The organism is Pseudoalteromonas luteoviolacea DSM 6061 (assembly GCF_001625655.1).
Lineage (GTDB): Bacteria > Pseudomonadota > Gammaproteobacteria > Enterobacterales > Alteromonadaceae > Pseudoalteromonas > Pseudoalteromonas luteoviolacea.
In genome coordinates this window covers 53,887-78,877 of record NZ_AUYB01000136.1, presented here as the reverse complement: position 1 = coordinate 78,877, position 24,991 = coordinate 53,887, and the positions used below count along the sequence as shown (strand labels likewise).

At 41.0% G+C, this 24,991-nt stretch carries 21 protein-coding genes; 9 read left to right on the top strand and 12 right to left on the bottom strand.

What is annotated here, in order from left to right:
* Positions 1–7: 7 nt before the first annotated feature.
* The 4 genes from N475_RS21270 to pgi all read right to left on the bottom strand — a co-directional run bounded on the left by N475_RS21270 (position 8) and on the right by pgi (position 7,657).
* On the bottom strand, positions 8–2,731 hold the full coding sequence (locus N475_RS21270) for a TonB-dependent receptor (RefSeq protein WP_063357891.1): 2,724 nt from the start codon (positions 2,729–2,731) through the stop codon (positions 8–10).
* Positions 2,732–3,516: 785 nt separating this feature from the next.
* Complete coding sequence (pgl, locus tag N475_RS21265; RefSeq protein WP_063357890.1) at positions 3,517–4,227, bottom strand: 6-phosphogluconolactonase; 711 nt, start codon at positions 4,225–4,227, stop codon at positions 3,517–3,519.
* Positions 4,227–5,699, bottom strand: coding sequence for a glucose-6-phosphate dehydrogenase (zwf, locus tag N475_RS21260; protein ID WP_063365920.1), 1,473 nt, complete (start codon positions 5,697–5,699; stop codon positions 4,227–4,229). The genes pgl and zwf overlap by 1 nt, the downstream gene beginning before the upstream one ends.
* Before the next feature lie 311 nt (positions 5,700–6,010).
* On the bottom strand, positions 6,011–7,657 hold the full coding sequence (gene pgi, locus N475_RS21255) for a glucose-6-phosphate isomerase (RefSeq protein ID WP_063357888.1): 1,647 nt from the start codon (positions 7,655–7,657) through the stop codon (positions 6,011–6,013).
* A gap of 384 nt (positions 7,658–8,041) precedes the next feature.
* Between pgi and N475_RS21250 the strand changes: the two genes are divergently transcribed.
* Positions 8,042–9,103 carry a LacI family DNA-binding transcriptional regulator gene (locus N475_RS21250; protein ID WP_063357887.1) on the top strand — a complete coding sequence of 354 codons (1,062 nt, stop codon included), beginning with the start codon at positions 8,042–8,044 and terminating at the stop codon, positions 9,101–9,103.
* Between the two features lie 18 nt (positions 9,104–9,121).
* Here N475_RS21250 and N475_RS21245 read toward each other — a convergent pair whose 3' ends face one another.
* The 3 genes from N475_RS21245 to N475_RS21235 form a co-directional block, all read right to left on the bottom strand.
* Complete coding sequence (locus N475_RS21245) at positions 9,122–11,125, bottom strand: aminotransferase class V-fold PLP-dependent enzyme (RefSeq protein ID WP_063365919.1); 2,004 nt, start codon at positions 11,123–11,125, stop codon at positions 9,122–9,124.
* Between the two features lie 152 nt (positions 11,126–11,277).
* Positions 11,278–12,351 carry an AI-2E family transporter gene (locus N475_RS21240; protein ID WP_063357885.1) on the bottom strand — a complete coding sequence of 358 codons (1,074 nt, stop codon included), beginning with the start codon at positions 12,349–12,351 and terminating at the stop codon, positions 11,278–11,280.
* Positions 12,344–12,598: a hypothetical protein gene (locus N475_RS21235; RefSeq protein WP_142047884.1), complete on the bottom strand. Its 255-nt coding sequence runs from the start codon at positions 12,596–12,598 to the stop codon at positions 12,344–12,346. The genes N475_RS21240 and N475_RS21235 overlap by 8 nt, the downstream gene beginning before the upstream one ends.
* Positions 12,599–12,888: 290 nt before the next feature.
* Here N475_RS21235 and N475_RS21230 point away from each other — a divergent pair, with 290 nt between their 5' ends.
* The 5 genes from N475_RS21230 (at position 12,889) to N475_RS21210 (ending at position 16,466) form a co-directional block, all read left to right on the top strand.
* Positions 12,889–13,554 carry a hypothetical protein gene (locus tag N475_RS21230; protein WP_063357883.1) on the top strand — a complete coding sequence of 222 codons (666 nt, stop codon included), beginning with the start codon at positions 12,889–12,891 and terminating at the stop codon, positions 13,552–13,554.
* Position 13,555: 1 nt separating this feature from the next.
* The gene (bepA, locus tag N475_RS21225; RefSeq protein WP_063357882.1) at positions 13,556–15,007 is read left to right on the top strand and encodes a beta-barrel assembly-enhancing protease; all 1,452 of its coding nucleotides are present in this window, start codon (positions 13,556–13,558) and stop codon (positions 15,005–15,007) included.
* Positions 15,008–15,130: 123 nt separating this feature from the next.
* Positions 15,131–15,478, top strand: coding sequence for an arsenate reductase (glutaredoxin) (arsC, locus tag N475_RS21220; protein ID WP_063357881.1), 348 nt, complete (start codon positions 15,131–15,133; stop codon positions 15,476–15,478).
* A gap of 5 nt (positions 15,479–15,483) precedes the next feature.
* Positions 15,484–16,035, top strand: coding sequence for an NAD(P)H:quinone oxidoreductase (wrbA, locus tag N475_RS21215; RefSeq protein ID WP_063357880.1), 552 nt, complete (start codon positions 15,484–15,486; stop codon positions 16,033–16,035).
* The gene (locus N475_RS21210) at positions 16,032–16,466 is read left to right on the top strand and encodes a DUF2069 domain-containing protein (RefSeq protein ID WP_063357879.1); all 435 of its coding nucleotides are present in this window, start codon (positions 16,032–16,034) and stop codon (positions 16,464–16,466) included. The genes wrbA and N475_RS21210 overlap by 4 nt, the downstream gene beginning before the upstream one ends.
* Before the next feature lie 83 nt (positions 16,467–16,549).
* Here N475_RS21210 and N475_RS21205 read toward each other — a convergent pair whose 3' ends face one another.
* Entirely contained in the window at positions 16,550–16,864 is a 315-nt protein-coding gene (locus tag N475_RS21205; RefSeq protein WP_063357878.1) for an RnfH family protein, read from the bottom strand.
* Positions 16,864–17,298, bottom strand: a complete 435-nt coding sequence (locus N475_RS21200; RefSeq protein WP_063357877.1) for a type II toxin-antitoxin system RatA family toxin — start codon at positions 17,296–17,298, stop codon at positions 16,864–16,866. Before N475_RS21200 ends, N475_RS21205 begins: the two co-directional genes overlap by 1 nt.
* Positions 17,299–17,440: 142 nt before the next feature.
* Here N475_RS21200 and smpB point away from each other — a divergent pair, with 142 nt between their 5' ends.
* Positions 17,441–17,920 carry an SsrA-binding protein SmpB gene (smpB, locus tag N475_RS21195; RefSeq protein WP_023401520.1) on the top strand — a complete coding sequence of 160 codons (480 nt, stop codon included), beginning with the start codon at positions 17,441–17,443 and terminating at the stop codon, positions 17,918–17,920.
* A 213-nt stretch (positions 17,921–18,133) separates the two neighbouring features.
* Here smpB and fabB read toward each other — a convergent pair whose 3' ends face one another.
* On the bottom strand, positions 18,134–19,348 hold the full coding sequence (fabB, locus tag N475_RS21190) for a beta-ketoacyl-ACP synthase I (protein ID WP_063357876.1): 1,215 nt from the start codon (positions 19,346–19,348) through the stop codon (positions 18,134–18,136).
* A 181-nt stretch (positions 19,349–19,529) separates the two neighbouring features.
* Here fabB and mnmC point away from each other — a divergent pair, with 181 nt between their 5' ends.
* A complete protein-coding gene (mnmC, locus tag N475_RS21185; protein ID WP_063365918.1) occupies positions 19,530–21,518 on the top strand; it encodes a bifunctional tRNA (5-methylaminomethyl-2-thiouridine)(34)-methyltransferase MnmC2/FAD-dependent 5-carboxymethylaminomethyl-2-thiouridine(34) oxidoreductase MnmC1 in 1,989 nt (662 codons plus the stop codon).
* A 26-nt stretch (positions 21,519–21,544) separates the two neighbouring features.
* Here the strand turns inward: mnmC and N475_RS21180 are convergent, their stop codons facing one another.
* Positions 21,545–22,384, bottom strand: a complete 840-nt coding sequence (locus N475_RS21180; protein WP_081232483.1) for a flagellar protein MotY — start codon at positions 22,382–22,384, stop codon at positions 21,545–21,547.
* 246 nt (positions 22,385–22,630) lie between these two features.
* Here N475_RS21180 and rnt point away from each other — a divergent pair, with 246 nt between their 5' ends.
* Positions 22,631–23,290: a ribonuclease T gene (rnt, locus tag N475_RS21175; RefSeq protein ID WP_063365916.1), complete on the top strand. Its 660-nt coding sequence runs from the start codon at positions 22,631–22,633 to the stop codon at positions 23,288–23,290.
* Positions 23,291–23,352: 62 nt separating this feature from the next.
* Here rnt and N475_RS21170 read toward each other — a convergent pair whose 3' ends face one another.
* Positions 23,353–24,984: a flagellar assembly protein A gene (locus tag N475_RS21170; protein ID WP_063357872.1), complete on the bottom strand. Its 1,632-nt coding sequence runs from the start codon at positions 24,982–24,984 to the stop codon at positions 23,353–23,355.
* Positions 24,985–24,991 lie beyond the last annotated feature (7 nt).

Here is a 24,991-nt window from a genome sequence, read left to right as displayed (position 1 = left end):
TAAAAAATTAGAAACGGAAGTTTACGCCCGCTTTAATACGACGCTCGCCTTCGAAAGACCAAGCTGGGTAGTTGTTTTTAAGCTCATTCTTAACAGAAGATTCTGTTGGAGCTGCACCTAGCTGAATGCTGTCTTCTTCAAGGATATTAACAACTTCGAATGTGAAGCCGATATTATCTGTAAGCGTGTAAGTTGCTGATAAGTCAAGCGTACCATAATCATCGTGCATACGGTTACCGTAGAATTTAGCACCTTCACGAATCATGTACTCTGAACGCCAGTTATACGCAAGACGAACAGTGTAGTCTTCAGCTTCATAGTAACCTACTAAGTTTACAGTGTGCTCAGAAGAATCCGAGAATTGTGAAACTAGGTCAGCGTAGTTGCTTGCATCAGCTTTCGCGTCAACAAACGTATAGTTAGCTACGTAACCAAAACCACTGTCAAACGAGTTCTGCCACTGGATTTCGAAACCTTCGATTTTACCACCAGTAGAGTTTTGCTGTGTACTTAGAGTCCAGTTATCATTGCCAAAGTTGTCAACAATACCTAACTGCTGATCAGGCGTAAGAGCCGCAGTTGTGAAGCTAGAGATATCTTTAATAAAGTAAGTGAATGATAGTAATGCACTGCTGTCATAGTACCATTCTAAGCTCAAGTCAGCCTGAGTTGCTTTGAAAGGTAGTAGACCTGGAGAACCCTTAGTTAGTACTTCGTTGTTCTCAATATCATCGTTATAGCCGTCTTGTGACTGTCTAGCAAACATGTTTGCATAGTTAGGACGTGCTACCACTTGTGATGCTGATGTACGTAAAATTAAGTCATCAGTTAGGTCAAATACAACGTTAACACTTGGCAATACATCGTTGTAGCTTGCTTTTTCAGTGCTTAGTACTGTTTCATAAGCTTGATAACCAGCTAGTGCACCACCTTCTGCATATAGACCTTTTTTGATACCTTCAAAGTCTACAGCAAAGAAGTCTGACTCAGCATCAGTCTTGATATAACGTAGACCAAAGTTACCACGGATACCTTCAGCAGAGAACTCAGCCATTACGTATGCAGCGAAGTTTTCTTCTTCTACAGTGCCGTAACCAGAACGTAGAAGCTCCCACTCACCAAGACCACTTTTAGCACGAGCTAATAGTGCACCGTAATCAGCTTCTGGGAACATGAAGCCTTGTGCAAGCTCTAACTGGCTATCTTTATATAGCTTAGTTGGGTCACCAGAAATTACGTCTGTTGCCGCAACACGTGGGTTAGGCTGGAAAGTTTTCTCTTCTACGAAGTGATCTGCGTATGAGAAACCAGTTTTGATCGATGTAATAGGACCAAGGTCCACGAAGAACTTGATGTTACCTTGAACAAAATCTTCTTCGTCTGTGTTAGGCTGACTACGAATAGACCAGCCTGGTAAATCTAGGTCACCAACGAAATCGTCACGAGTCCATGATTTAACAGCTGTATCAACAGTGTAGATTTTACCAGTAGCGTCATACACACCAGCAAAGTCACTCGCTACACCAATACCGTTACGCTGTGCAGCAGTAAAGTTTGTACCACCTTCTGATTTAGTCGTACCGATACGGCCATCAATAACATAATCGTCAGTTGTGTAGCTACCATTGATCTCTAAAGTTTTAGAGTTCATTTCTGCATCACGAACCCAAGTTTGACCCCAGCTACCGCCAGCGTTTGCGTCAAGAGTTGCCTTTACACAATCGCCTGTCGCGTTAGTTGCTTGACACTCAGGCATATTACCTAGAGGGCCATCAACTGGCGCTTCATCTACACCACCGTTTGTATAACGGTCACCGTAAGGGATCCAACGCGCAGCATCTGCACCTTGTGAGAATAGGAAAAGTGAAGAGTTGATGTTATCAGCTTGTAGATCTAAATATGTATAGTTTAGACCGAATTCTAGCTCATCAGTAGGTGCATACTGAAGTGCTAAGTTAGCCGCCGTACGCTCACGCTCTTGCTTAAATACTGTTGGCGCTACTGCACCACCCCAAGCAAGGATTGTTTCTGTACCACGACGTTGGTATTCTGTGTCTTTACGAGAAAGCGCAACTAATGCACCAAAATTCTCGTTGTCATTTTTCCAGCTATATAAGCCAGAAACTTCAGGATCCCACTCTTCAGAAACTGAACCGTGGTCCATTTTTACACTGCCGAATACAGTGTTAGCTTCTAGGTCAAGTGGCTTACGTGTTTTAACGATGATAACACCACCAACACCACCTTCTGGAAGGTCTGCTTGTGATGATTTGTATACATCAATACCGCCAACCATTTCAGAAGGCATAAGTGAGTAGTTGAAGCTACGGTCGATTGCTTGTTGATCGTACCAGTTTGTAGAAGCAACTGAGTGACCATTTAAAAGTGTGCGGGTTAATTGTGCTGACGCACCACGGATCGAAACTTGTTGGCCTTGGCCAAACTGACGACCTACAGAAACACCAGAGATACGGCCAAGTGCTTCACCTACATCACTATCAGGAAATTTACCTACATCTTCTGCAGAAACTGCATCTACAACAGATGTTGCGAAACGTTTAGTGTTAATCGCGGCTTCTAAAGAGCGGCGAATACCACGAACTTCAATGACTTCTACGTCTTCTTTAACTTGACTGCCGGTTTCAGCAACTGCTACACCAGATACGCCTGCGGTTAACGCAAGACCAATGTTTGCAGCTAGTAAACTTTTCTTAAAATTATTAGCTAACACAGGATTCCCCTTGAATCATTTTGTTGGTTTTTAAATCACTTCTGCCCAGTGATGATGACAACGCTGTCATCTAATAACAAACCATACACCCAAAATTACATAATCGCTACATGTTTTTTGCCTTAACACATTAAAATTTTTCATTTCAACAGCTAACGCATTAAAAAATAAGGGATTATTCTTAATTTGGAGATATTTTGTTACAAACGAGTATTAATATACCACAGTAAATGTATAAATCTGTAGTTTATGAGGTGATTGATACAATTTTTTTGTATCTAATTTAAGAACTGCGTAATTTTAATGCAGCTTTTTGAAGAGTTTACCTAATGTTAGCCTGGGCAGAAGCTGTTCAAGGTGATAAACATTCTCAATGACAACGCTGTCATTTTAGTTCATTTGCTTACTCATGTCTAGTAAAAGCTACTCTTTCACAATACTTGCAGCATTATTAATAAATAACAGATAAGTAACTTTAAAATTAGTTAGTTATCCAAGAGCAGGCCTTTGTGAATTAGCAAATTTTCAATAATCAACAAAAACAGCCCTCTCCTTCACGAAACTTTCTTTATAACTATTAATAATAAAGTATGTAGTAAAGTGCGAATAAACCTTTCAAATTCGGAATAAAACCATTTGGGGCGAGCTTTGAATAAACGAAGATAAGGCTGATAGCAACTTGAATTTGATTTTGACTTTAGAGTGAAATGTTCTTGCTGAGAATGGTTGTGAGGGCTGTAGGGTAAAAAAGCACACTATTCGTGTGCTTTTTCCAACCTAACGAATTACGGACACCAAAATACGCTTAGATTTAAATCAGATAACCCCAAAACTGCTCGCAGTGGAATATCTAGTTCAGAGCCAGGCTTTTTAGCTTCTTCGTAAATTTTACGTTTGGCATCACCACTAATGAGTAGAATTGCATGTTGAGTATTTGCGATACCAGCCAAAGACAAGCTCATTCTTTCTGTAATACTGCCAGTTACTTCACTTTGAATTGCATTAATAGCACAAACTAACTGTTCTGTTTCTAATGCTGATTCCAACCCATCTGCATTTGGAAACAGTGAAGCAGTATGACCATCAGGGCCCATGCCTAAAATAGTCACATCGAATGGCTGTTTCAACGATTGATACTTGCTTTCAACTGCATCTTGCCCTTGCATTGCAGACTCTGCGATATTCTTCATCGTCACAAAATTAGCATTGAGCGCATTGTTTTGTAATAACGTTGAGTTAATGAATGCTTCATTTGATTTTTCATGAGTAGGCTCTACCCACCTTTCATCAACCATAGCAACCGTGACTTTATTCCAGTCTAAATTTAGGTTCGATAAACGCTTATATGCAGGAGCTGGCGATGAACCACCAGACACAAGCATACTCGCTTGGCCATCTTTGTTAAGTGCAGCGTTCAATGTATCTTCAAGTAAAGACGCTAAATGTTCCGTCATCTCGTCTTTAGAGTCGAAAAACTTTTCATTTAAAAGTGCCATTAGTTCTTCTCCCCTACATTAAACCAAGCATGGTTTTTCTCTGCCAGTAATTCGTCAGCAGACTCTGGGCCCCATGAACCTGCACGGTAAAGCGCTGGAGTTCCTTTTTCTTGCCATCTCGCAATGATTGGGTCAATCCATTTCCAAGCTTGTCTTACTTCGTCACGATGAATAAATAACGATGGATTGTTTGCCGCTGCATCCAACATTAGACGCTTATACGCATCAGAGTGGAAACCATTGCTATATTTTTCGCTAAGCTCAATGTTTAATGTTACCGGCTCAAGCTGCATTTCTAAGTTATCTAGTCGTTTAGACATTAGTGTCAGCTGGATGCTCTCTTCGGGTTGAAGTCTAATAATCAATCTATTTGGTAAGATTGGTCCAACTTTCTCGTCATAAACATTATGAGATACTGGTTTGTATTCAACTACGATTTCCGCGCAACGCTGCTTCATTCGCTTACCAGTACGCAAATAGAATGGCACTCCTGACCAACGCCAGTTTTCAATATGTGCTCTGATCGCCACAAACGTTTCTGTTGTACTTGAACCTTCGCCTAACTCTTCCAAGTAACCTGGCACTAAGTTGCCATTTAAATCACCTGGAACGTACTGCCCCCTGACAACATTTTCATCAACAAGCTTCTCAGTCAAAGGTCTAAGGGCTTCAAGTACTTTTAACTTCTCATTGCGGATACTGTTCGCATTGAGCTTGTGCGGAGATTCCATCGCAACCAAACACAATAACTGCAGTAAATGGTTTTGCACCATGTCACGCAATGCCCCTGCTTTATCATAAAAGCCAGCTCTGCTCTCTAAGCCAACAGTTTCTGAAATACTGATTTGGATATTGTCGATGGTTTTTGCATCCCACAAGTTTTCAAATAATACATTTGAAAACCTCAGGGCCATTAAGTTTTGAACTGTCTCTTTACCTAAGTAGTGGTCAATCCTGAAGATTTGGTCTTCTTCAAAATATTCTGCAATCTTTGAGTTAATTTCTTCTGCTGATTCACCGCAATAACCAATTGGCTTTTCAACAACAACACGTGAATTTTTAGAGATGAGGGATTTTTTAGAAAGAAGTTCGCAGCAAGTGCCATACACAGCGGGAGGAAGAGATAGATAAAACACACGAGATTTATCTTCATTGTCAGAATCTAGAATTTCTCTTAACACATCCCAATTGTCATCGGCTTCTGTCACGTTTACGACAACTGGTACTAAAAATTTAGCAAACTCATTCCAATCTTTTTGATTGTATTCGCCGTTGCTTAAGTACTCTTGAAGTGCTTTATGTGCCGTGTCAACATAGTCGTTTTTTTTACTTTCTTCTCGAACTGTCGGCAATATGCGAGTACCCTGAGGCAGGTTGCCTTCTTGATATGCTCGATACATTGCGGGCAACAATTTTCTCAACGCTAAGTCGCCGCCCCCACCAAAAATTACGATATCAAAAGGATTAAGCATAATTATATCTCACAAGGTTAGGCGCGCGATCATATTGTGTAGCGAACACGCGCGATAATCAAAACCGTTTGGTGTTCAAAGGTGAATAGACCAAACTCTACTTCTTTTAGGTTTGAATTCGTTCGCAGATTATTTTACTTACTTAGAGTTGAGCAAAAAAGCACATAAAGTAAGTTGTATTCAAATTAATTAGTCAAAAATGAGTCTTAGGGGCTCTGTAATTCCTCTCACAAAAATACAGGCCCTAAGTACTCCAGCGCTACCCGTTCAAAGGTATTCTTTTCGCATCAAGTTGTTCTTAAACAACTCGATTATTTGTTTCTTTTTTGCTTGTAGTAAGCAATTAAACCAGCTGTTGAGCTATCGTGCTCGTAAGCTACATTTTCTTCGGTAAGTTCAGCTTCAATATTGTTTGCCAAACCTTTGCCAAGTTCCACGCCCCATTGGTCAAATGAGCAAACGCTTAAAATGATGCCCTGACAAAAAATCTTATGCTCGTACATAGCGATCAGTCGACCAACTGCTTTGGCATCTACCTTGTCTAAAACAATAGACGTTGTTGGTCGATTGCCTTTATGTATTTTATGAGCTACCAATTCGTTTATTTCTTCTTCAGACTTACCTTTTGATTGTAAATCGTTACGAACTTGCTCTTCATTTACACCAGCCATCATAGCTTCAGTTTGCGCTAAAAAGTTAGAAAGTAGCACATCATGATGCTTACCTAATGCAACTTGTGGTTCCACCGAAGCAATAAAGTCAGCTGGTACTATAACGTTACCTTGATGTAAGCATTGGTAAAAAGCATGCTGACCATTGATGCCTGTCATACCCCAAATGATTGGAACAGTCGTGTAGGGTACAGTCTGTCCATCAAATGTTACGTGTTTACCATTACTTTCCATTTCACCTTGCTGTAAATATGCAGGTAACATATGTAGTGCTTGGTCATAGGGTAAAATTGCTTGAGAAGTATGACCCAGAAAACTTGTATTCCAAACACTCAGTAATGCCATAATCAACGGTACGTTTTGTTCAAACTCAGCCGTTTTGAAATGTTCATCTACTTCAAAGGCACCCTCTAGTACTTCAACAAATTTGTCATAGCCTAGATACAGTGCGATTGGTAATCCTATTGCACTCCAAAGAGAGAATCGACCGCCAACCCAATCCCACATGGTAAATACATTTTCGTCAGCAATACCAAATTCGCGGGTTTTCTCTAAATTTGTACTCACCGCGACGAAATGTTTCGCAATGGCACTTTTATCTTGTGCGCTTTCTAAAAACCAGTTTACTGAAGAGCGAGCATTATTCATTGTCTCAGAAGTGGTAAAAGTTTTAGAGGAGATAACAAACAAGGTTGTCTCTGCCTCAACTTTTTTAAGTACTTGCGCAAGCTGCACACCATCAACGTTTGAAACGTAATGCACGTTTAACGTGTTATCTGCATAAGCGCTCAATGCTTCTGTGACCATTTGCGGCCCTAAGTTAGAGCCACCTACACCAATCGCTACAACGTCTTTTACTGATTTTCCAGTGTAACCTTGCCACTCACCGCTTCTTACTCGCTCAGAAAAGCCTTTCATTTTTTCAAGTTCTGATTGAACTTGCTCTGTCACGTTTGTGCCATCTACTAAAATAGGCGTATTAGCTCTATTTCTCAGCGCAACGTGCAATACAGCTCGGTCTTCGGTGAAATTGATCTTTTCACCCGCAAACATTTTGTCTCGCCAAGCTGCTAGGTCTGATTCCTTCGCTAGAGAAACCAATTGTTCAAATGTAGAGTCATCAATTAATTGTTTGGAGAAGTCAAAAAGAACCCCAGGAATATGTCTAGAAAATTTATCGAAACGTCCTGAGTCGCTATCAAAAAGCGTTTTTAAATGTTGCTTTTTTAATCTTTCTGACGATGTTGTTAATGCTTGCCAACTTGATAACGATGTACGGCAATTCATAATTTTTCCCCTAGCGATGATCGTGTACAAAATACCTAGATTGCACACATAAACATAATCGAGCGTTAACCATAAGTTAAAATGACAACGCTGTCAAACTTCATGTTTCTCATTTTACTATCCCTATAATAACTGATTTTTTATTTTTTGACACCGGTATCATAAAATAATTTCAAGATATTCAGTTGAAGTTAAAATTGCGACTCAATACTAATCAGTCTAATTTGATCGTTTCCTGAAAAGCCGAAATATACTATATTGCGTTTTGATTATTAAACGTGTCATTCGTTTCGAGTGTTAAGCCCGCTATTTTAAAAGGCTGAACCAAAGTTACCCATATTTTGGCGATACAGAACGCCTTTTTGATTTCATAGAAGAAAAAAAATGAAAGTAACCATCAATGACGTCGCTAAACATGCAGGCGTTTCAATGAAGACAGTATCGAGGGTTATCAATAAAGAACCTTCCGTTAGAAAGAAAACATACGATATCGTGATGCAAGCCGTAAAAGAGCTTAACTACCAGCCTAACACTGCCGCTCGAAACCTTGCTGGTACGTCCTCATTTGCCATCGGCTTAGTTTATGACAATCCTAATGCCTACTACATTATCGATATGCAAAACGGTGTTCTTTCTCGGTGTAAGGAAGAAGGTTACGAGCTAGTAATACACCCCTGCTCGGCAAGTGATCCTGATATGCAACAAGAAATAGCCACTATGATACAGCGCTCAAGGCTTGCTGGACTGGTGCTAACACCACCGCTATCTGAACAAAAGCATATTATAAAAATGCTCGATGATTTGGGGATTGCATATGTTCGGTTGCTTTCAGGTCAAAATAGTGACTCTTCTTCTGAAACAGAATCAAAAGAAACTATTAAGCACAATAACTGTATTTATGTAGATGACTATGCTGCTGCATATGAAATTACAGAGCATTTGATTAACCTCGGCCATAAGACTATCGCCTTCGCGTGCGGGGATGCGGAGCACAAATCAACAACGGAACGTTTATCTGGGTATAAGCAAGCACTACTGGACAACAAACTTTCTTGCGACGAAAGCCTCATTTACGAAGGCACTTATTCATTCGAATCCGGAGTTGAAGGTGCAAAAGCGTTACTAAAAAATAACAACGAGTCAGGGATCACTGCCATATTGGGCGGTAATGATGAAATCGCAGCTGGTGCTTTGTTTGCCTCGCGACTAATGAATATTGCAATTCCAGAACAGCTATCTATTTCAGGGTTCGAGGACTCACCTTTCTCCAGACAAACATGGCCTAAACTCACCACAGCTCACCAGGCAAACAGTGTTATATCTGAGCACGCCGCGCGCTTATTGTTCTCAAAAACAAGAGGTAGTCGAACTCATGACAAAGATATTATTACGACATTCACCCCCTCAGTGGTAATTCGCGAAAGCACAGGCCCAGCGCCCAAATAACCTATTGCCTATTTGGCGCTATTCACATAGCGCCAGACCACCTTCAAAATTTGCTATATGCTCCACTCCAAGTTTGGACAAAACTTGTTGCGCTTTATTTGAGCGAGTACCTGTACGGCAAAATAATAAATATGACACTCCATTATCAAGTTCATTATTTAAATAAGCATGTGCCAGACGGCTCATCGGGATATTAAGCAGTTTTGTATTGGTATCAAGCTCAAAGAGTGCTTTTACGCTTTTCACTGAGGCCTCGTGTTCAAACGGCTCCCTGATATCAAGCACAACTCCCGAATTTTGTTTAAGCCACTCTCTGGCACCTTTAAGGGTTTGAATATTAACAACCTCATCAAATTTGCTTTTACTCAGCGATGTACCAGTCATCAGCTCAGCACCATTAGAGGTACACAAAAGGTCAAATGATTCGGCATCTAGGACATTACCCTCTGTAAATATCATTGTTTTCTCGTCGCCCAATCGCAATGTATAACGAGGGCCGAGTTCATAATGCTGTGTAATCAATTTACAGGTTGTGCTTGCTAATTTTAACTCAAAAGATGCAAGGTATTGCGATGTAAGCAGCCTACAAAGCTTCTCTTTTGCTGATAATTGTAAATCTGAATAGTCCTTCACCAGAACTGCGCTCAGTCGCAGCTTTTGATTAGTAACTATGTTTGCAATCTTAGTATGAACTGCTTCAATTGGGTTGTAGACAATCACTTCCATATCGGGCGTTACAAATATCCAACTACTTTCACCATGGTATTCAATTTGAGTCAATCCCTTTGCGCAGACGCTCTCATTTATGTTGGCGATATCACCACTTAAACAGTGGTTTAGAAGAGGTGCCCGTAATTGACGAATCGCTTCACATGCCCGCTCTATAAACTCCGTGCTGTCAGCTGGACCAAATGATAGACGGATGGAGTTTTCACATTGCCACTGAGTCAGTCCCATTGCCTCAAGCACAAAGCTGCTTTTGGCTCCTGAACTGCAAGCAGAGCCACCACTAACTCTAATGCCCGCCGCATCAAACAAATCCATAATCTCTTTACTGGTCAAGTATGCTACAGAGAAATTTATAGTCGTTGGAACGCTCAACTCCACTTGATTATGGTAAGATACATCTCGAAAAGTATCGTTTAAAGCCGATATTAATAGTTCTCTATGAGACACCAACTGCTCATTAGTCTTAAATAAGTCACATTCTCCCAGCAGCAACTCAAACAAACATTTTAATCCTGCAATGCCAGGTAAGTTTTCTGTACCGGAGCGCATTCCAGCTTCTTGACCACCACCCGCAATAAATGGGGTGTATGGTCGTTCTGAACGAATATATAAAAAGCCAATCCCTTTCGGCGCATAAAGCTTATGTCCTGAAAATGGAGCGTAATCTATCGAAATAGAATCCATATTCAGCTCAATTTTACCAAGTCCTTGAACGCAATCGACCAACCAAGCAACATTTGTGTTGTGAGACCTGATAGTTGCTTCAAGTGACAACAGGTCTTGTTTCACCCCTGTTTCATTGTTCACTGCCATTGTACATATCATAACGGCCTGCCCAACATGTTCAGAGATAAATTTGAGATCCAAAATCCCATATTTATCAACGGGAATTTCTAGTATTTGCGCATTTAGCCCCATCACTTTGTTCCAATGATGTAAAGTATTAGGCACTGCTTTATGTTCTGTTGCACCATATAAAAGTACAGGAGATTTGTAACTCACCCCCCCGTTACTGAGATAGTCACGCAAAACCGAAACTACGGCTGTTTGAATTCCTTCTGTAGCACCTGAGGTAAATAATAACTCTCCGTCTTTTGTACCTATAAGTTGCCTCGCCAACAATCTAGTTTGCTCCAACAAGCGCTTAGCTCTAACGCCAGAAATATGCGCGCTGGAAGGGTTACCAAACTCAACCATCATGGTATTCATAACCTCAGCGGCGATTGGCTCTAATACAGGTGTCGTTGCGTTGGCATCTAAGTAAATGATGTTTGAATGGGCAGATTGTTTCACGAGCACACTTATAACTAAAAATACTATGTTATTCAATTTTACAATTTTAATTAGGTTTAGTTAAGAGCATTTTGATTTAATAAAGACTGTACCTATTCCACTTAGGTACAAAAAAAGGAGCAGAAGCTCCTTTTTATCAAATAGTCTGAGTTTTATACTTCTTTGGCTTTCAGGTTTTTATGACTAGTAGACCAAGCATTTCCTAGTGCCTTAACGAGAGATGCCAGTGGGATGGCAAAAAACACCCCCCAAAAGCCCCAAAGTCCACCAAAGAAAAGTACCGCAACAATGATATAAACAGGGTTCAAGTCAACTGCTTCAGAAAACAGTAAAGGAACGAGCAGATTTCCATCAAGCGCCTGAATAATGCCGTAGACAATTAAAATCGTCCAAAACTCAGGTGCAATACCAAACTGAAACAAAGCCACTGCTGCCACTGGAATTGTCACCAAAGCGGCACCGATGAAAGGAATTAAAACCGATAAACCCACAAGAGTACCTAAAAGTGCTGCATATCTTAACTCCAATACCGCAAAAGCAATAAAACTGGCGCCGCCGACAATCACTATCTCAATCACTTTACCACGAATGTAGTTCATGATTTGGTGGTCCATTTCTTCCCAAACTTGGGTGATTAACTTACGATCCTTAGGGATTAACTGTTTAATTCCAGCCGTTAGCGGCACTTTGTCTTTTAACATAAAAAACACGAGTAAAGGGACCAAAATAAGGTAGATTAACCATGCAACTAGATCTTTGATAGACGTCAAGGATACAGAGACAATTAGCTCACCCAACGCCACCACCTTACTTTCTACGGCCGCTACGATATTCTGCACCTGCTGGACTGAAATTAAGTTTGGATAGGTATCAGGCAAGTGCAGTAGATAATCTTTGCCTTTTTCTATCATACTGGGCGCTTCTTGAACCAAATTACTCGTTTGAGACCACAGCACAGGTACAATTACCAACATTAAGGCCAAAACAAGGCCTACAAATCCCAGCATAACGATATTTGTCGCCATAATTCGACTTGGTAAAACCCGCTGCAATCGAGTAACAGGCCAGTCCAATAAGTATGCAATAACAAGCGCTACAAGCACTGGGATAACAAACGAGCCAAAAAAATACAGCATCGTCCCTGTAAACACTAATAACAGCAATAACGTTACTGAGTCAGGGTCAGAAAATTTGTCCTGATACCAAGATTTAATGAGTTCAAACATGTGTGCTGCGTACCTCTATAAACTTATTATTCTCTGCGGCTTCTACCGAAAACTGTATTTTGTGACTTGCTAAGTATTTTAAAATATCGTTGATATCTTGGTCCTCATCATAACTAAACCTGATTACACATGCGTGATCACATTTACTTTTTAATTGCCATTTAAACTGCACAAATAATTGAGGACAGTCGTAACCTCGCAAGTCTACTGCATACACATTTTGCTCAAACATATTATTAGTATGCAAACATACTCTCCTACGCTAACTTAAAAGCCAAAAAGGCGTTAAAACAAAAAAGCATTAACATAAAAACTACAACCGACAACTTATTGGTTAAAAAGCCTATACACACTTGGCAATTTATTAGTGCAACAACCGTAACACCAAGTTAATCACAACCCGCTTTATAGAGTATATAAGCAGTTGGTGGCAAGTAATAAATTGTGTATTTAGCCATTAATTAGACTTTGTTTCTATGGCTTGTATCTGGGCAATGGTTTATTCTTATAGATACAACAAGCATTACGGGAAACCACATGCCACGAGCAAATAACAAGGCACGTTTGCCGGCTAACCCAACATTAAAAGAGATCAATTGGTACAAAAAACAAATCAATTGGGGTGAGCTTCCTCCTTTTTACCACCTTGTTGCTTCTTCAGTTAGTGAGAGTGAAGGTATATTTCAGCATGGCTTTGATAATGCAATCAAACGCCTCATAGACAAACGAAATTGGAATCTGCACCTGCTAGATGGGTATGAAGATGACAATGGTATAATACATTGCGATAGCGCTCCAAAGATTCACCTACATCAGGTATTTACAGATAGAGGCTTTGAGCTTTGGGCATATCCAATTGCGCGCAACGTAAAAGTCGACACATATCTTAAAGATAATAAATTTTTAGAGTTCAATGTGTGGGATCCTCATTCAATGAAAACCCTGATTCGATTTAGCCAACTTCATAAATTTATTAGGTTTTATTTTGAACGCGGGGATATCGCAGACAAAGCTCTTATACTCCACGCGCACAAAGTGGTGCATCAAACTATCTCTCTTTTGAAAAGAGAATTGAACGTTGTGTGTGTTGATGGGGTCTCAATAAAAGATTTTTATATGTTATGTGAGAAAGACGCCAAAGCATGTGAGGATGAAATTAACCTCGCTAAGATCATGCTTGGTGACGAATTAAAGAAGGACTAGAATGCAATTTAAGAAAGCAATTGTAACCACGCTTTGTGCCCTCTCTTTGAGTTTTTCAGCTGCAAACCAGGCTAAGTCCGATTTTAAACTACCAGATTTAGGCACTTCGGCTGTTCAGGTTTTACCAATTGAAAAAGAGCAGCTCATCGGTGATGTCATGATGATGCAAATACGCTCTGGCTCGCCTTTAATACAAGACCCAGTACTAGATGAATACCTAACCACCTTGGGAAACAAGCTCGTAGCCAGTGCTAATGATGTAAGATTTCCATTTTCGTTTTTTTGGTTAGACAACAAAGCCATCAATGCCTTTGCATTTTACGGGGGTCATGTTGGTGTACATACAGGGTTGCTCGCGCAGTCAGACAATGAGAGTCAATTAGCATCAGTATTAGGTCACGAAATCGCACACGTGACTCAACGACATTTAGCTAGGCGGATCCAGCAAGCGAAAGACAACAGTGCACTTACAATTGCGGGACTGATTACGGGTATTTTAGCTACCGTGATCGCGCCAGATGCAGGCATGGCGATTCTTGCAGCCAATAGCACTCAGGCTTCGTTAAGTCAGTTAACACATAGCCGCAAAGCTGAACAAGAAGCAGACCGCTTTGGTATGCAAACGCTGCAAAGAGCTGGATATGATCCTTATGCAGCAAGCGAGTTTCTTACCAAGCTTGCAGCGCAAGTGAGGTTCCAAAATAAACCACCCGCTTTTTTGCTCACGCACCCATTACCTGAGTCTCGAGTCTCAGATGTTAGGCTTCGTGCGCAACAATACCCCAAAAAATATGTGCCGAGTAGTGCCGACTTTAATTACGCCAAAAGTCGAGTTATGGCACGCTACCACATGAAAGAAGCTGACGCACAGGCATTTTTTGAGAATGAGCTGAGAACCAGCTCTGCACTTGATAATAGTGCTCTTGAATACGGTTTATCGATAGCATTGCTCGATCAAGACAAGTTCGAGCAAGCTGAAAAAATTATTAAAAAGTTACTAGCATCAAATCCAAACAACTTGTTTTTCTTAGATGTTTACACAGATATTAAAATAGGTCAGGAAAAGTACAATGTTGCGATTGAATTGCTTGAAAGCAAACACGAACTAAGACCAAACAACCAAGTTATTACGTTGAACTTGGCAAATACGGCTATTAAAGCGAAACAATATGATAAAGCCGAACAGCTTTTGAGAGTATTTTTACTTGATAAACCAGAGCATGTATTGGCGAAACAACTGCTAACGGATACTTATAAACTAAGTGACAACAAAGCAGCCTATCATGAAGCGAATGCTAGCCTACTCTCTCACTATGGCGCATTTTTGAAAGCAGCCGATGAAGTACAAAAAGCCCTCAACTTTGTTGAAAAAGAGGATGAAATTAAGCGGCTAAGATTGAAGGCCCTATTGGCAAACTATCGTAATATGCAAAAAGAACTAGCTAAACTTTAACCATAGAAGCTGCCTGATCGTGCGATAAATCAATATAGGTTGTCGTAAACGTTAGGCAGTACGCTTTTGTTAAGATACAATTTCGACATAATCAAAATTAAATTCGCTTATTAAGGGCTTCTTATGTCTGTAGTTATTTACCATAACCCGCGTTGTTCTAAATCTAGACAAACTCTTGCTCTACTAGAAGAAAACTCAATTCAGCCAGAGGTTGTGGAGTACTTAAAAACACCTGTAGATGCGGCAACATTAGATACACTAATCTCAAAGTTAGGATTTGAATCAGCACACCAGTTAGTTCGCAACAAAGAGACTATTTATAAAGAGTTGGGACTATCCAAAGAAAGTGATGAACAAACACTGAGAAAAGCCATGATTGAAAACCCTAAGCTTATTGAGCGTCCAATCGTAGTGAATGGTGACAAAGCTGCTTTAGGTCGTCCACCAGAGTCTGTGCTAGAAATTATTTAACTGCTATGCCAACTATCTTAGTGCTCTACCATTCAAGCCATGGCTCTGTATCTGCCATGGCCGATGAAATTTATGAGACGCTCAATGCACATGGTGCCGACGTCAAATTGCGTACTTTTGTTAAAAAGCAGCCACATGACGTTGTCGTCACCAAACAGGATTTAATTGAGTGTGACGGTCTAGCTTTTGGTTCACCCACACGTTTTGGTATGATGGCCGCACAGGCAAAAACATTCTGGGAAACGACCAGTGATATCTGGCTGAAAGGTCAGTTGATCGATAAGCCAGCATGTGTATTCTCTTCATCAAGCAGCATGCACGGGGGCAATGAGGCAACACTGCTGAATTTGTCTTTGCCTTTGCTCCATCATGGCATGATGCTGATGGGAGTGCCTTATGATGTGCCAGAGTTACTATCAACACAAAGCGGTGGTACGCCTTACGGTGCCAGTCATGTCGCAGGTATGGAAAATAGCCCTGAACTAACAGAGGCTGAAATAAAAATCTGCCGTGCGTTAGCTACTCGCCTTTTCGACATTTCTAAAAAGTTATTATGAGTCAGATCCCAAAACAACCTAAAACAAAATTGTTTTATAAACTCGCCCTTTTTGGATATATAGGCTTGTTAGTATTGATGCCGCTTTGGTTGTTTGTTATATCACCAAGGGAAGGCCACAGCTTAGGGTTTATGTTTGTTGTATATATATTGCCGCTGCTGCTGCCACTCAGAGGCATTATCAAAGACAAACCATATACATTCGCTTGGGCTAACTTTATTGTTCTGATCTATTTTGTTCATGGCTTTACATTACTGTGGATTGCCACTGATGAGCTCATTTGGGTATTACTTGAGTTGCTTTTCTCCACATGTATGTTTATTGGCTGCACATATTATGCTCGCCACCGTGGACAGGAGTTGGGTCTCAAGATACGAAAGTTGAAAGAAGATCTCGCTGATGAAAAATCAGCACATGAGCACAATAATTAGTTCTCAATTTTAGCTCGTCAATAAATCAAAACACATCTTAAAAAAGCCACGCTGGTCCGTGGCTTTTATCTAAGTGGTACCATTTAAGCCCTACCACCTGTGATTTTGTTCGCGCGCCCCTCTTCTTTTGCTTTGTCAGCGCGTCGCCTTCTCGCTTCTTTAGGGTCTGCTATCAAAGGGCGATAAACTTCTATTCTGTCGCCCTCTTTGACTACTTGGTGTAACTTTACCGTTCTGTTCCAAATTCCCAAAGTGAGATTGGTTGGGTCTATTTCTGGGCAACGTTCAATAATTCCTGATTGCAGAACAACATGCTCTGCTGACGTGCCTTCAGCCACGTCGACAGTCAAGCTAGTTGCTTTCTCAGGGAGCGCAAATACGACTTCAACTTTTATCATTATCTGGCTCCATACACAGATTTAGCGCGTTGAGTAAACGCAGAGACCATATTTTTCGCTACTTCGTTAAATACTTTTCCAAAAGCAAGTTCTATAAGCTTGCTGGCAAATTCAAATTCGAGTTTAAGGTTTACTTTGCAAGCCTGCTCGTCTAGCTCAACAAACTCCCAATAACCTTGTAATGATTTAAATGGGCCATCAACCAACTGCATTTTGACTTTGTTCCCTTCAAATATATTTTTAGTGGTAAACCACTTTGTTAGACCTGCCTTTGTAATCTCTAGGCTCGCCGTCATTTCTTCATTTGAACTACTTAGCACTTTTGCACCGGAACAGTTTGGTAAGAAATCCGGATAGGCACTCACATCATTAACTAGATCAAACATTTCTTGTGTGCTGTACATCACCAATGCACTTTTTTCTACTTGTGGCATACGATCTCCAAACTTAATCAGCACGATTTTACCAAGGTTTTAAAGATTTATCTTGTTTGCAGGGTCTCTGTAGGTGAAAATATGCCACATAAAATAAAATAACTCTGTTTTCCAATTCGATTTGTAGGTAGACTAAGCCATTATGGCAAAGAAAAAATCAAATAAATCAACAAGCAATACTATCGCGTTAAATAAAAAAGCGCGTCACGAGTATTTTTTACACGATAAGTTCGAAGCAGGTATGGAACTACAAGGTTGGGAAGTCAAAAGCATCCGAGCCGGTAAGGTCAATATCTCAGAAACTTATATTCATCTTAAAGACGGCGAAGCGTTTTTATTAGGTAGTCAAATACAACCGTTAAACAGCGCCTCCACTCATGTAATATGCGACCCGCTACGTTATCGTAAATTACTCTTGAATAAACGTGAAATTGATCGCCTAATTGGCGCAACTGAACGTGATGGCTTCTCTCTAGTGGCCACAGCCATGTATTGGAAAAAGTGTTGGGTCAAGCTTGAATTTCACTTAGCCAAAGGTAAGAAAATGCATGACAAACGCGCTGATATCAAAGATAGAGACTGGTCTCGTGATAAAGAGCGCTTAATGAAGCACAAAGTATAGATCTGCATTAAGGTAGCCGTATCGCGCTTTGCGGCTATATTCTCAAGTCGACATTTCACACAGCGATTTTATAGACTCTGTTGCCAATAGAATCTGTCTCATAAAACTTTTAGCCAATTCAGTACTAATAATTTAAATGAGCGCCAATTACAACTTACTTTGTACTAGGCAAAAAAAAGCCCCTAAGGGCTTTTTCTATCGGCTAATGAAAGATTAACCTTTATATTTTTGAACAACTAATGTTGCATTGGTACCACCGAAGCCAAAGCTGTTAGACATTACGGTGTTAAGCTCTACATCACGGCGTTCGGTGACAATATCAAGGCCGTTAGCTTGCTCATCTAACTCATCGATATTGATCGATGGCGTGATAAAGTTGTTTTCAAGCATTAGTACAGAATATATTGCTTCATGCACGCCCGCCGCACCAAGAGCATGACCAGTCATAGCTTTAGTAGCACTGATTGCTGGTGATTTTTCACCAAATAACTCTTGAATAGCACCTAGCTCTTTAACATCACCTACCGGCGTTGATGTGCCATGTGTATTTAGGTAATCAATTTCACCTTCAACCGTTGCCATAGCTTGTTTCATACAACGAACAGCACCTTCACCTGATGGCGCAACCATGTCATAACCGTCAGAAGTTGCACCGTATCCAACGATTTCGCCGTAAATATGTGCGCCACGAGCCAATGCGTGCTCTAGCTCTTCAACTACCATGATACCGCCGCCACCAGAGATAACAAAGCCATCACGATTTGCATCGTAGGTACGTGACGCTTTTTCTGGTTCTTCGTTATATTTAGTTGAAAGTGCGCCCATCGCATCGAATTCCATTGCTAGGGTCCAATGAAGTTCTTCACCACCACCAGCAAAAATAACGTCTTGTTTACCAAGCTGAATTTGCTCTACTGCATGGCCAACACAGTGTGCAGATGTTGCACACGCTGAGCTGATTGAATAGTTTACGCCTTTGATTTTAAATGGTGTTGCAAGACATGCAGAAGTCGTACTCGCCATTGTACGAGGTACCATGTAAGGACCTACACGTTTTACACCGCGCTCACGTAAAATATCAGCAGCCTCTACTTGGTATTTCGAAGAGCCACCACCAGAACCAACAACAAGTCCAGTACGCTCATTTGAAACCTGCTCTTCGCTCAAGCCTGAATCTTCAATCGCTTGAGCCATTGCAATGTATGAATACGCAGCTGCATCCCCCATAAAACGGTGCGCTTTACGATCAACCAATGATTTAACGTCGATATCAATTTTACCAGACACGTTACTACGTAAGTTCATGTCTGCAAATTCTTGGTTAAAAGCAATACCACTTTTACCCGCTTTCAAAGATTCTAATACTTCTTGCTTGTTGTTACCGATGCTAGATACAACACCGATCCCCGTAATAACGGCTCTTCTCATGGGTAATTCCCTTAGAACTTAAAAAATTTAGATGTATTCTACGCGTAAAATGCTAACCAAGTGGTCAGCTTTCCAGCGTACACACGTACTCTGAACTGATATTTGCAAAAATGCAACGGACTAATGCAAATAAAAGCAGTAAAATAACAACTAATGACTGAAAGTATTTTAACGTATTTCTATGATAAGTAACGCACAAATCCACTTTAACGACTCAGGCACACCAGTTGCTGATAATTTTGATGACGTTTATTTTTCCAATGACGATGGGCTTGCAGAGTCCAACTATGTCTTTTTTGAGCAAAACAATTTACCAGAACGATTTGAAAGCCACCCAAGGCGTCACTTTGTAATAGCAGAAACTGGGTTTGGCACGGGTCTAAATTTTTTAAACAGCTGGCGTCGTTTCCAACAAAGGACACCAACGTCAAATCTAGAACGGCTGTATTTCATCTCTTTTGAAAAATACCCAATCAAATTAGAGGATTTGCGACAAGCTCTAAAAGCTTGGCCCAGCTTAAGCGATCTTTCAGAACAACTTTGCGAGAAATACCCATTGGCGCTTCAAGGGTGTCATCGTCTTGAGTTTGAAAATGGAAAAGTTATCTTAGACTTGTGGTTTGGAGATGTTCAAACTTCAATGCCGCAAATCGCATATAAAAAGTGTGGACTTGTCGACGCTTGGTACTTAGATGGCTTTGCACCAAGCAAAAACCCAGATATGTGGCAACAATCATTGTTTGATTCAATGGCGCATTTGAGTCAATCACATGCCACCTTCGCTACTTTTACTGCCGCCGGTTTCGTAAGGCGTGGCCTGCAACAAGCCGGCTTTGAATGCAAAAAAGTGAAAGGCTACGGAAGAAAAAGAGAAATGGTTGTTGGCCAATTGGCAAATGCAACAGCCCACCAGACTACACCTGCGTATTTCCAACAAAATAAAGGCTCTCTAAAAAATATCGCCATTATTGGCGGTGGTATAGCCACAAGTTGCTTGATGTACAACTTTGCTAAAAGAGGTGTTAAAACCACACTGTTTTGTGAAGATAGCATGTTGGCTCAAGGTGCATCTCACAATCGCCAAGGAGCAGTATATCCAAACTTACAAGGTGAATTTGGCATTCCATCGGAGTTTTATGCACATAGCTTTTTATATGCTCTACGCTTTTATCAAACGCTAGCAAATCAAAATTACCAATTTGCTCACCAATGGTGTGGTGTATTGTTGCAAAGTGTCACCGACGCCAAAAAGCAACAACATCACAAAATAGCTGCCAGCTCACTTTACCCGCATCAACTCATCAAACCAGTATCCGCTACACAAGCACAAGAAATCGCTAACATAGACACTCCGTACGGCGGGTTATTTATTGAACAGGGGGGCTGGGTCAGCCCACCTGAGCTTACGCAAGCCGTATATGATGCGGCAAATGACTTAGTAGCGCCAAACAGTACTCACTTTAATACTTGTATTGAAAAATTAGAGCGCAAGCAAGATGGTTGGTACTTAAAGTCAAAAGACGCAGAGTTTGGAGCATTTTCAGAAGTTTTCGTTTGTGCAGGTGAGCACAGCGACCGATTTGAGCAAACAAAAGACATTGGTATCCATGGAGTAAGAGGCCAAGTTTCACATATTGAAGCAGGCGACATTTCACAAAGGCTTTCAACAGTAATTTGTCACAAAGGGTATTTCACACCAAGCCAAAGTGGTGAGCACTGCATGGGCGCAACTTTTGACAAGCATTCAAAATCTCGAGACGTGACAGAACAAGATAACATCACGAACCGTGAACAGCTGTCACAGTTTTACAAAGACACCGAGTTTGACAAGAGTTTAGGCCAAGTGAAAAGTGCAAAAGCCGCAGTCAGGTGTTGTTTTAATGATCACACCCCTATGATAGGCCAAGTACAAGACAAAGCAGATATCATCCAAGCGTATCAAAATATCGGTAAAGGTAAGTTTTACGACTTCGCTGAACAAGAGTATCCTCACGAGGGGCTACATATTGTTACTGGATTTGGAGCAAGGGGCCTATGTACTGCGCCAATGGTTACCGAGCACCTTGTGGCAAGCCTTTTTGATGAACCGCTTCCTTACAGCGAACGCGTGCATGAAGCCCTCCACCCTTCAAGGCTTTATATTCGGAATCTGATCCGTAATAAAATTTAAATTCTAGTCTTTTTTCCAAGCCCACTTTAGGGCTTGGATATCTGGATTATAACCCGACGGTTAGCTTCTCTTCCTATTGGAGTGGTGTTAATCGCCACATGGCGCTTTTCGCCAAAACCATCTGCAACAATTTTATCCGCTGGTACTCCTTTGCTCGCCATATATTCTTTTATGGCCATTGCTCTTTTTTGAGACAAGTTAAGATTCACATTTTTAGCACCATAACTATCAGAATATGCTGAAATATAAATAGAGTCGATATTTGGGTCGTTGTTCAAATACTCCCCTATCATATCTAGCCTTTTACGTGATGATTGCGTTAACTCACTTGAGTTTTTTCGATAGTTCATAACAACAAATGCAATATCCTCAAAGCTATATGGAAGCAGGTTGTCTCGGCATTGCAAAAACTCCCAATATGACTTTTTAAAGTTAACGGAGGACAAAGACACTGATATTTGATCGTGCTTATTGTTCCAGTCCTGATAGTAAAATGTGGGTTGATAACCTTTTTCTAGCTCAGTTAACATTTCCCAGGCAATCGGGTTATTCAATTCACCATCAAACTTTTTCAATAGTGACATTTTTCCCATACTCCTAGCTGGCATACCTGCTCTCCAACTAGGCGGCACAGACTCAAGGCCGGCGAAGTCATAACTTTCAGGCCTGATAACCATATCAAGGTTAAAGGTTAGATCTTTATTTTTGCTAGCTGATGCACTAAAAATTGCCTCACCATAGTAAGGAACGTCGTGCGATAAAGTGCATGACAAACGAGTTGTTCGATCCACCATCCATTTGGAGCTATCAACAGAGGCACTATATTGCCGCATCGCACTGTGCACGGGCCAAACAACCGATATCATGATTGTTGCCACTAGTATGTTGAAATTACACTTCACTTTTTCTTACCTCAAGCCGATTGGTGAATTTTCAGGCAGAAAACACAGACCTGAATTTACCTACTGCATTTATTAAGCAATTAACGTACCGCCTTAGGGCGTCAAAAATACTATCTAAAATAAAAATAGTTAGTTATTAGCTTATACCAATTAGCATCTTGGCGCACGATCAGTATAATGGGCGCCTAGATTTAGAAAACCAAGTAGATCATGGCAGAACAAGAGCAAACCCTATTCGCAAAGCGCTTTCGCGGCTTTTTCCCCGTTGTAATCGATGTCGAAACAGCAGGATTCAATAAAGACACAGATGCCCTATTGGAGATCGCTGTCAGCATGTTAAAAATGAATATCGAGGGTGAACTCAGTATCGATAAAACACTGCACTTTCACGTAGCGCCATTTGAGGGAGCAAATATCGAACAATCCGCGATCGAGTTTAATGGCATCGATCCTTTCTCGCCTTTAAGAGGTGCAGTAGAAGAAGCTGAAGCAATAAAAGAAATCTGTAAAGCAGTTAGAAAAGCGCAAAAAGATGCAGGTTGCCAACGCTCTGTTATCGTCGCCCACAACGCAGCTTTTGATCATGGCTTTTTGAATGCGGCCATTGAGCGTAACAATATCAAACGCACTCCTTTTCACCCTTTTGTGAGTTTTGATACCACTTCCCTTGCGGGCCTTGCACTGGGGCAAACTGTACTAGCTAAAGCTTGTAGAGCTGCCGGGATTGAATTTGACAACTCACAAGCACACTCTGCGCTCTACGACACTGAGCGTACGGCAGAATTATTCTGTTTTATTGTAAACAAGTGGCAGGCATTGGGTGGCTGGCCGCTGGCTGAAACTGAAGCGCAAGCATCAGACGCCGAGTAGCAATAATTGAATTATCAAACTAAAAAAGCAGCCTAAGCTGCTTTTTTATTAAGTTTTCAATGCTAATTACTAAACTCTTGAGTAATTTTACCCTCGTCTAATTTGACTAAATGAGGGGGATAAATCCTTGAGAAAGAACGGCTATCTTTTGCAATTGTCAATTCGATGCCCGGGTGCATTAATTCATTTACCTTCACACGGCTTAATTTGACTAGACGACGTAGCTTTTGAGCTACTAGTTTGCTATTTCTAACATTACGCTGGTAATGCGTGTCTAAGCGCTTCTCTGTAACTTCCAATTTCTTCAAATAAGCATCACGCTTTTCAGAAGCTTTGGTTTTTCTGGCCTTGATTTGAGCACGTTTTATTGCCAATAGTTTGTCAGATAAAAGCTTATCAAGATTTTTAAACTCGCTTTCTTTTTTCTTTAAATCATACCAATCTTGAGCCAGTACAATCCTAGTGCGAGTTCCAGAAGGTGCACCGACTTCACCAGCTTCGATACGCATTGCGTTATAAACATTGCCACCGATCAATTTACCTCTCGGTGTGTCACCCTTGCCAACTCGAATTAATCGCTTAGACTTTAAATCACAATGCAGTGCTTGACGCTCAATAAACAGATCTTGTTCAGATTCAATATGGCAATATTGTCCATATCCTACAGAGATTGTTCGTTTAGCCTTGATAATACAAGAGAAGTCCTCTCCTTCAATACGCTTTCTGCCTATTGCCCCTAGCATCACTGTAACAGCGCTTTCACTTTCCAAGTGGGCCGATTCGACAAAACCAATAACCGTGATATCACCAGTGGCTTTTATCTTCATGCCATCTTTAACATCGCCACTTACAACAACACTGCCATCAAATTCAATGTGGCCAGTCGTTACGTCCACATTGTCATAGCACAATATGTCATCGACTCTCATACCGCGCGGAACGGCCACTGGTACGCCCTTGGCGCAAGCAATTAATAAATTTGGATCCTCGGGACTGATCTTAGTCCCCTCAGATACTTGCAAAGTCATGTCTCTGCCAGGCTTTGGCTCAAGAATGTCGCCAAATACGGAGAAACCTTGCTCCCCCGGAGTCGGTGGTACACGTTTCATCAACGGGCTACCTGGCTTAACTGTAATGATTGCGCCTAAATCGCGCATATCCACTTTGCCACCAGACTTTTCTTGTGGACTCAAAACCCTGTCTTGTGCTGTCATACACAAACGGACAAATCTCGCATCAGTGCCATCTTTAGCTCTTACACCATGCGCTACAATACCAGAATAAACACTCCCAGGGGGTTGTTCAAATTGTTGCCCTAAAAATGTATCTAATGCTCTTTCGTTTATCCCCTTAACCACGCCAGCACTTGTTAGGGCAGCTCTTGCATCATCAATCGATACAAGCTTGCCACCTCTCGCTGTTGTTAACCGAGCTTCGGCCAACATGTTATTTTCTTCAACGTGGATCATCACGGAAGCATCAACCGCTCTTGCAACAATCAGTAAATCTTTTTCTCTATCATCAGACGGTGAAAACAATTGACCAATGTTGGCGTGAATGACATCAAAGTCAGCATAAGGAGATTGCTCCAGCAGCTCAACAAGCTGTGCTGCACTCGCGGGAAACCCCGAATGCGCAGGATGTTCCTTTACAGAAACATACCCAGACTCCTCATCAAAATGAAACAAAGACATCACTTCC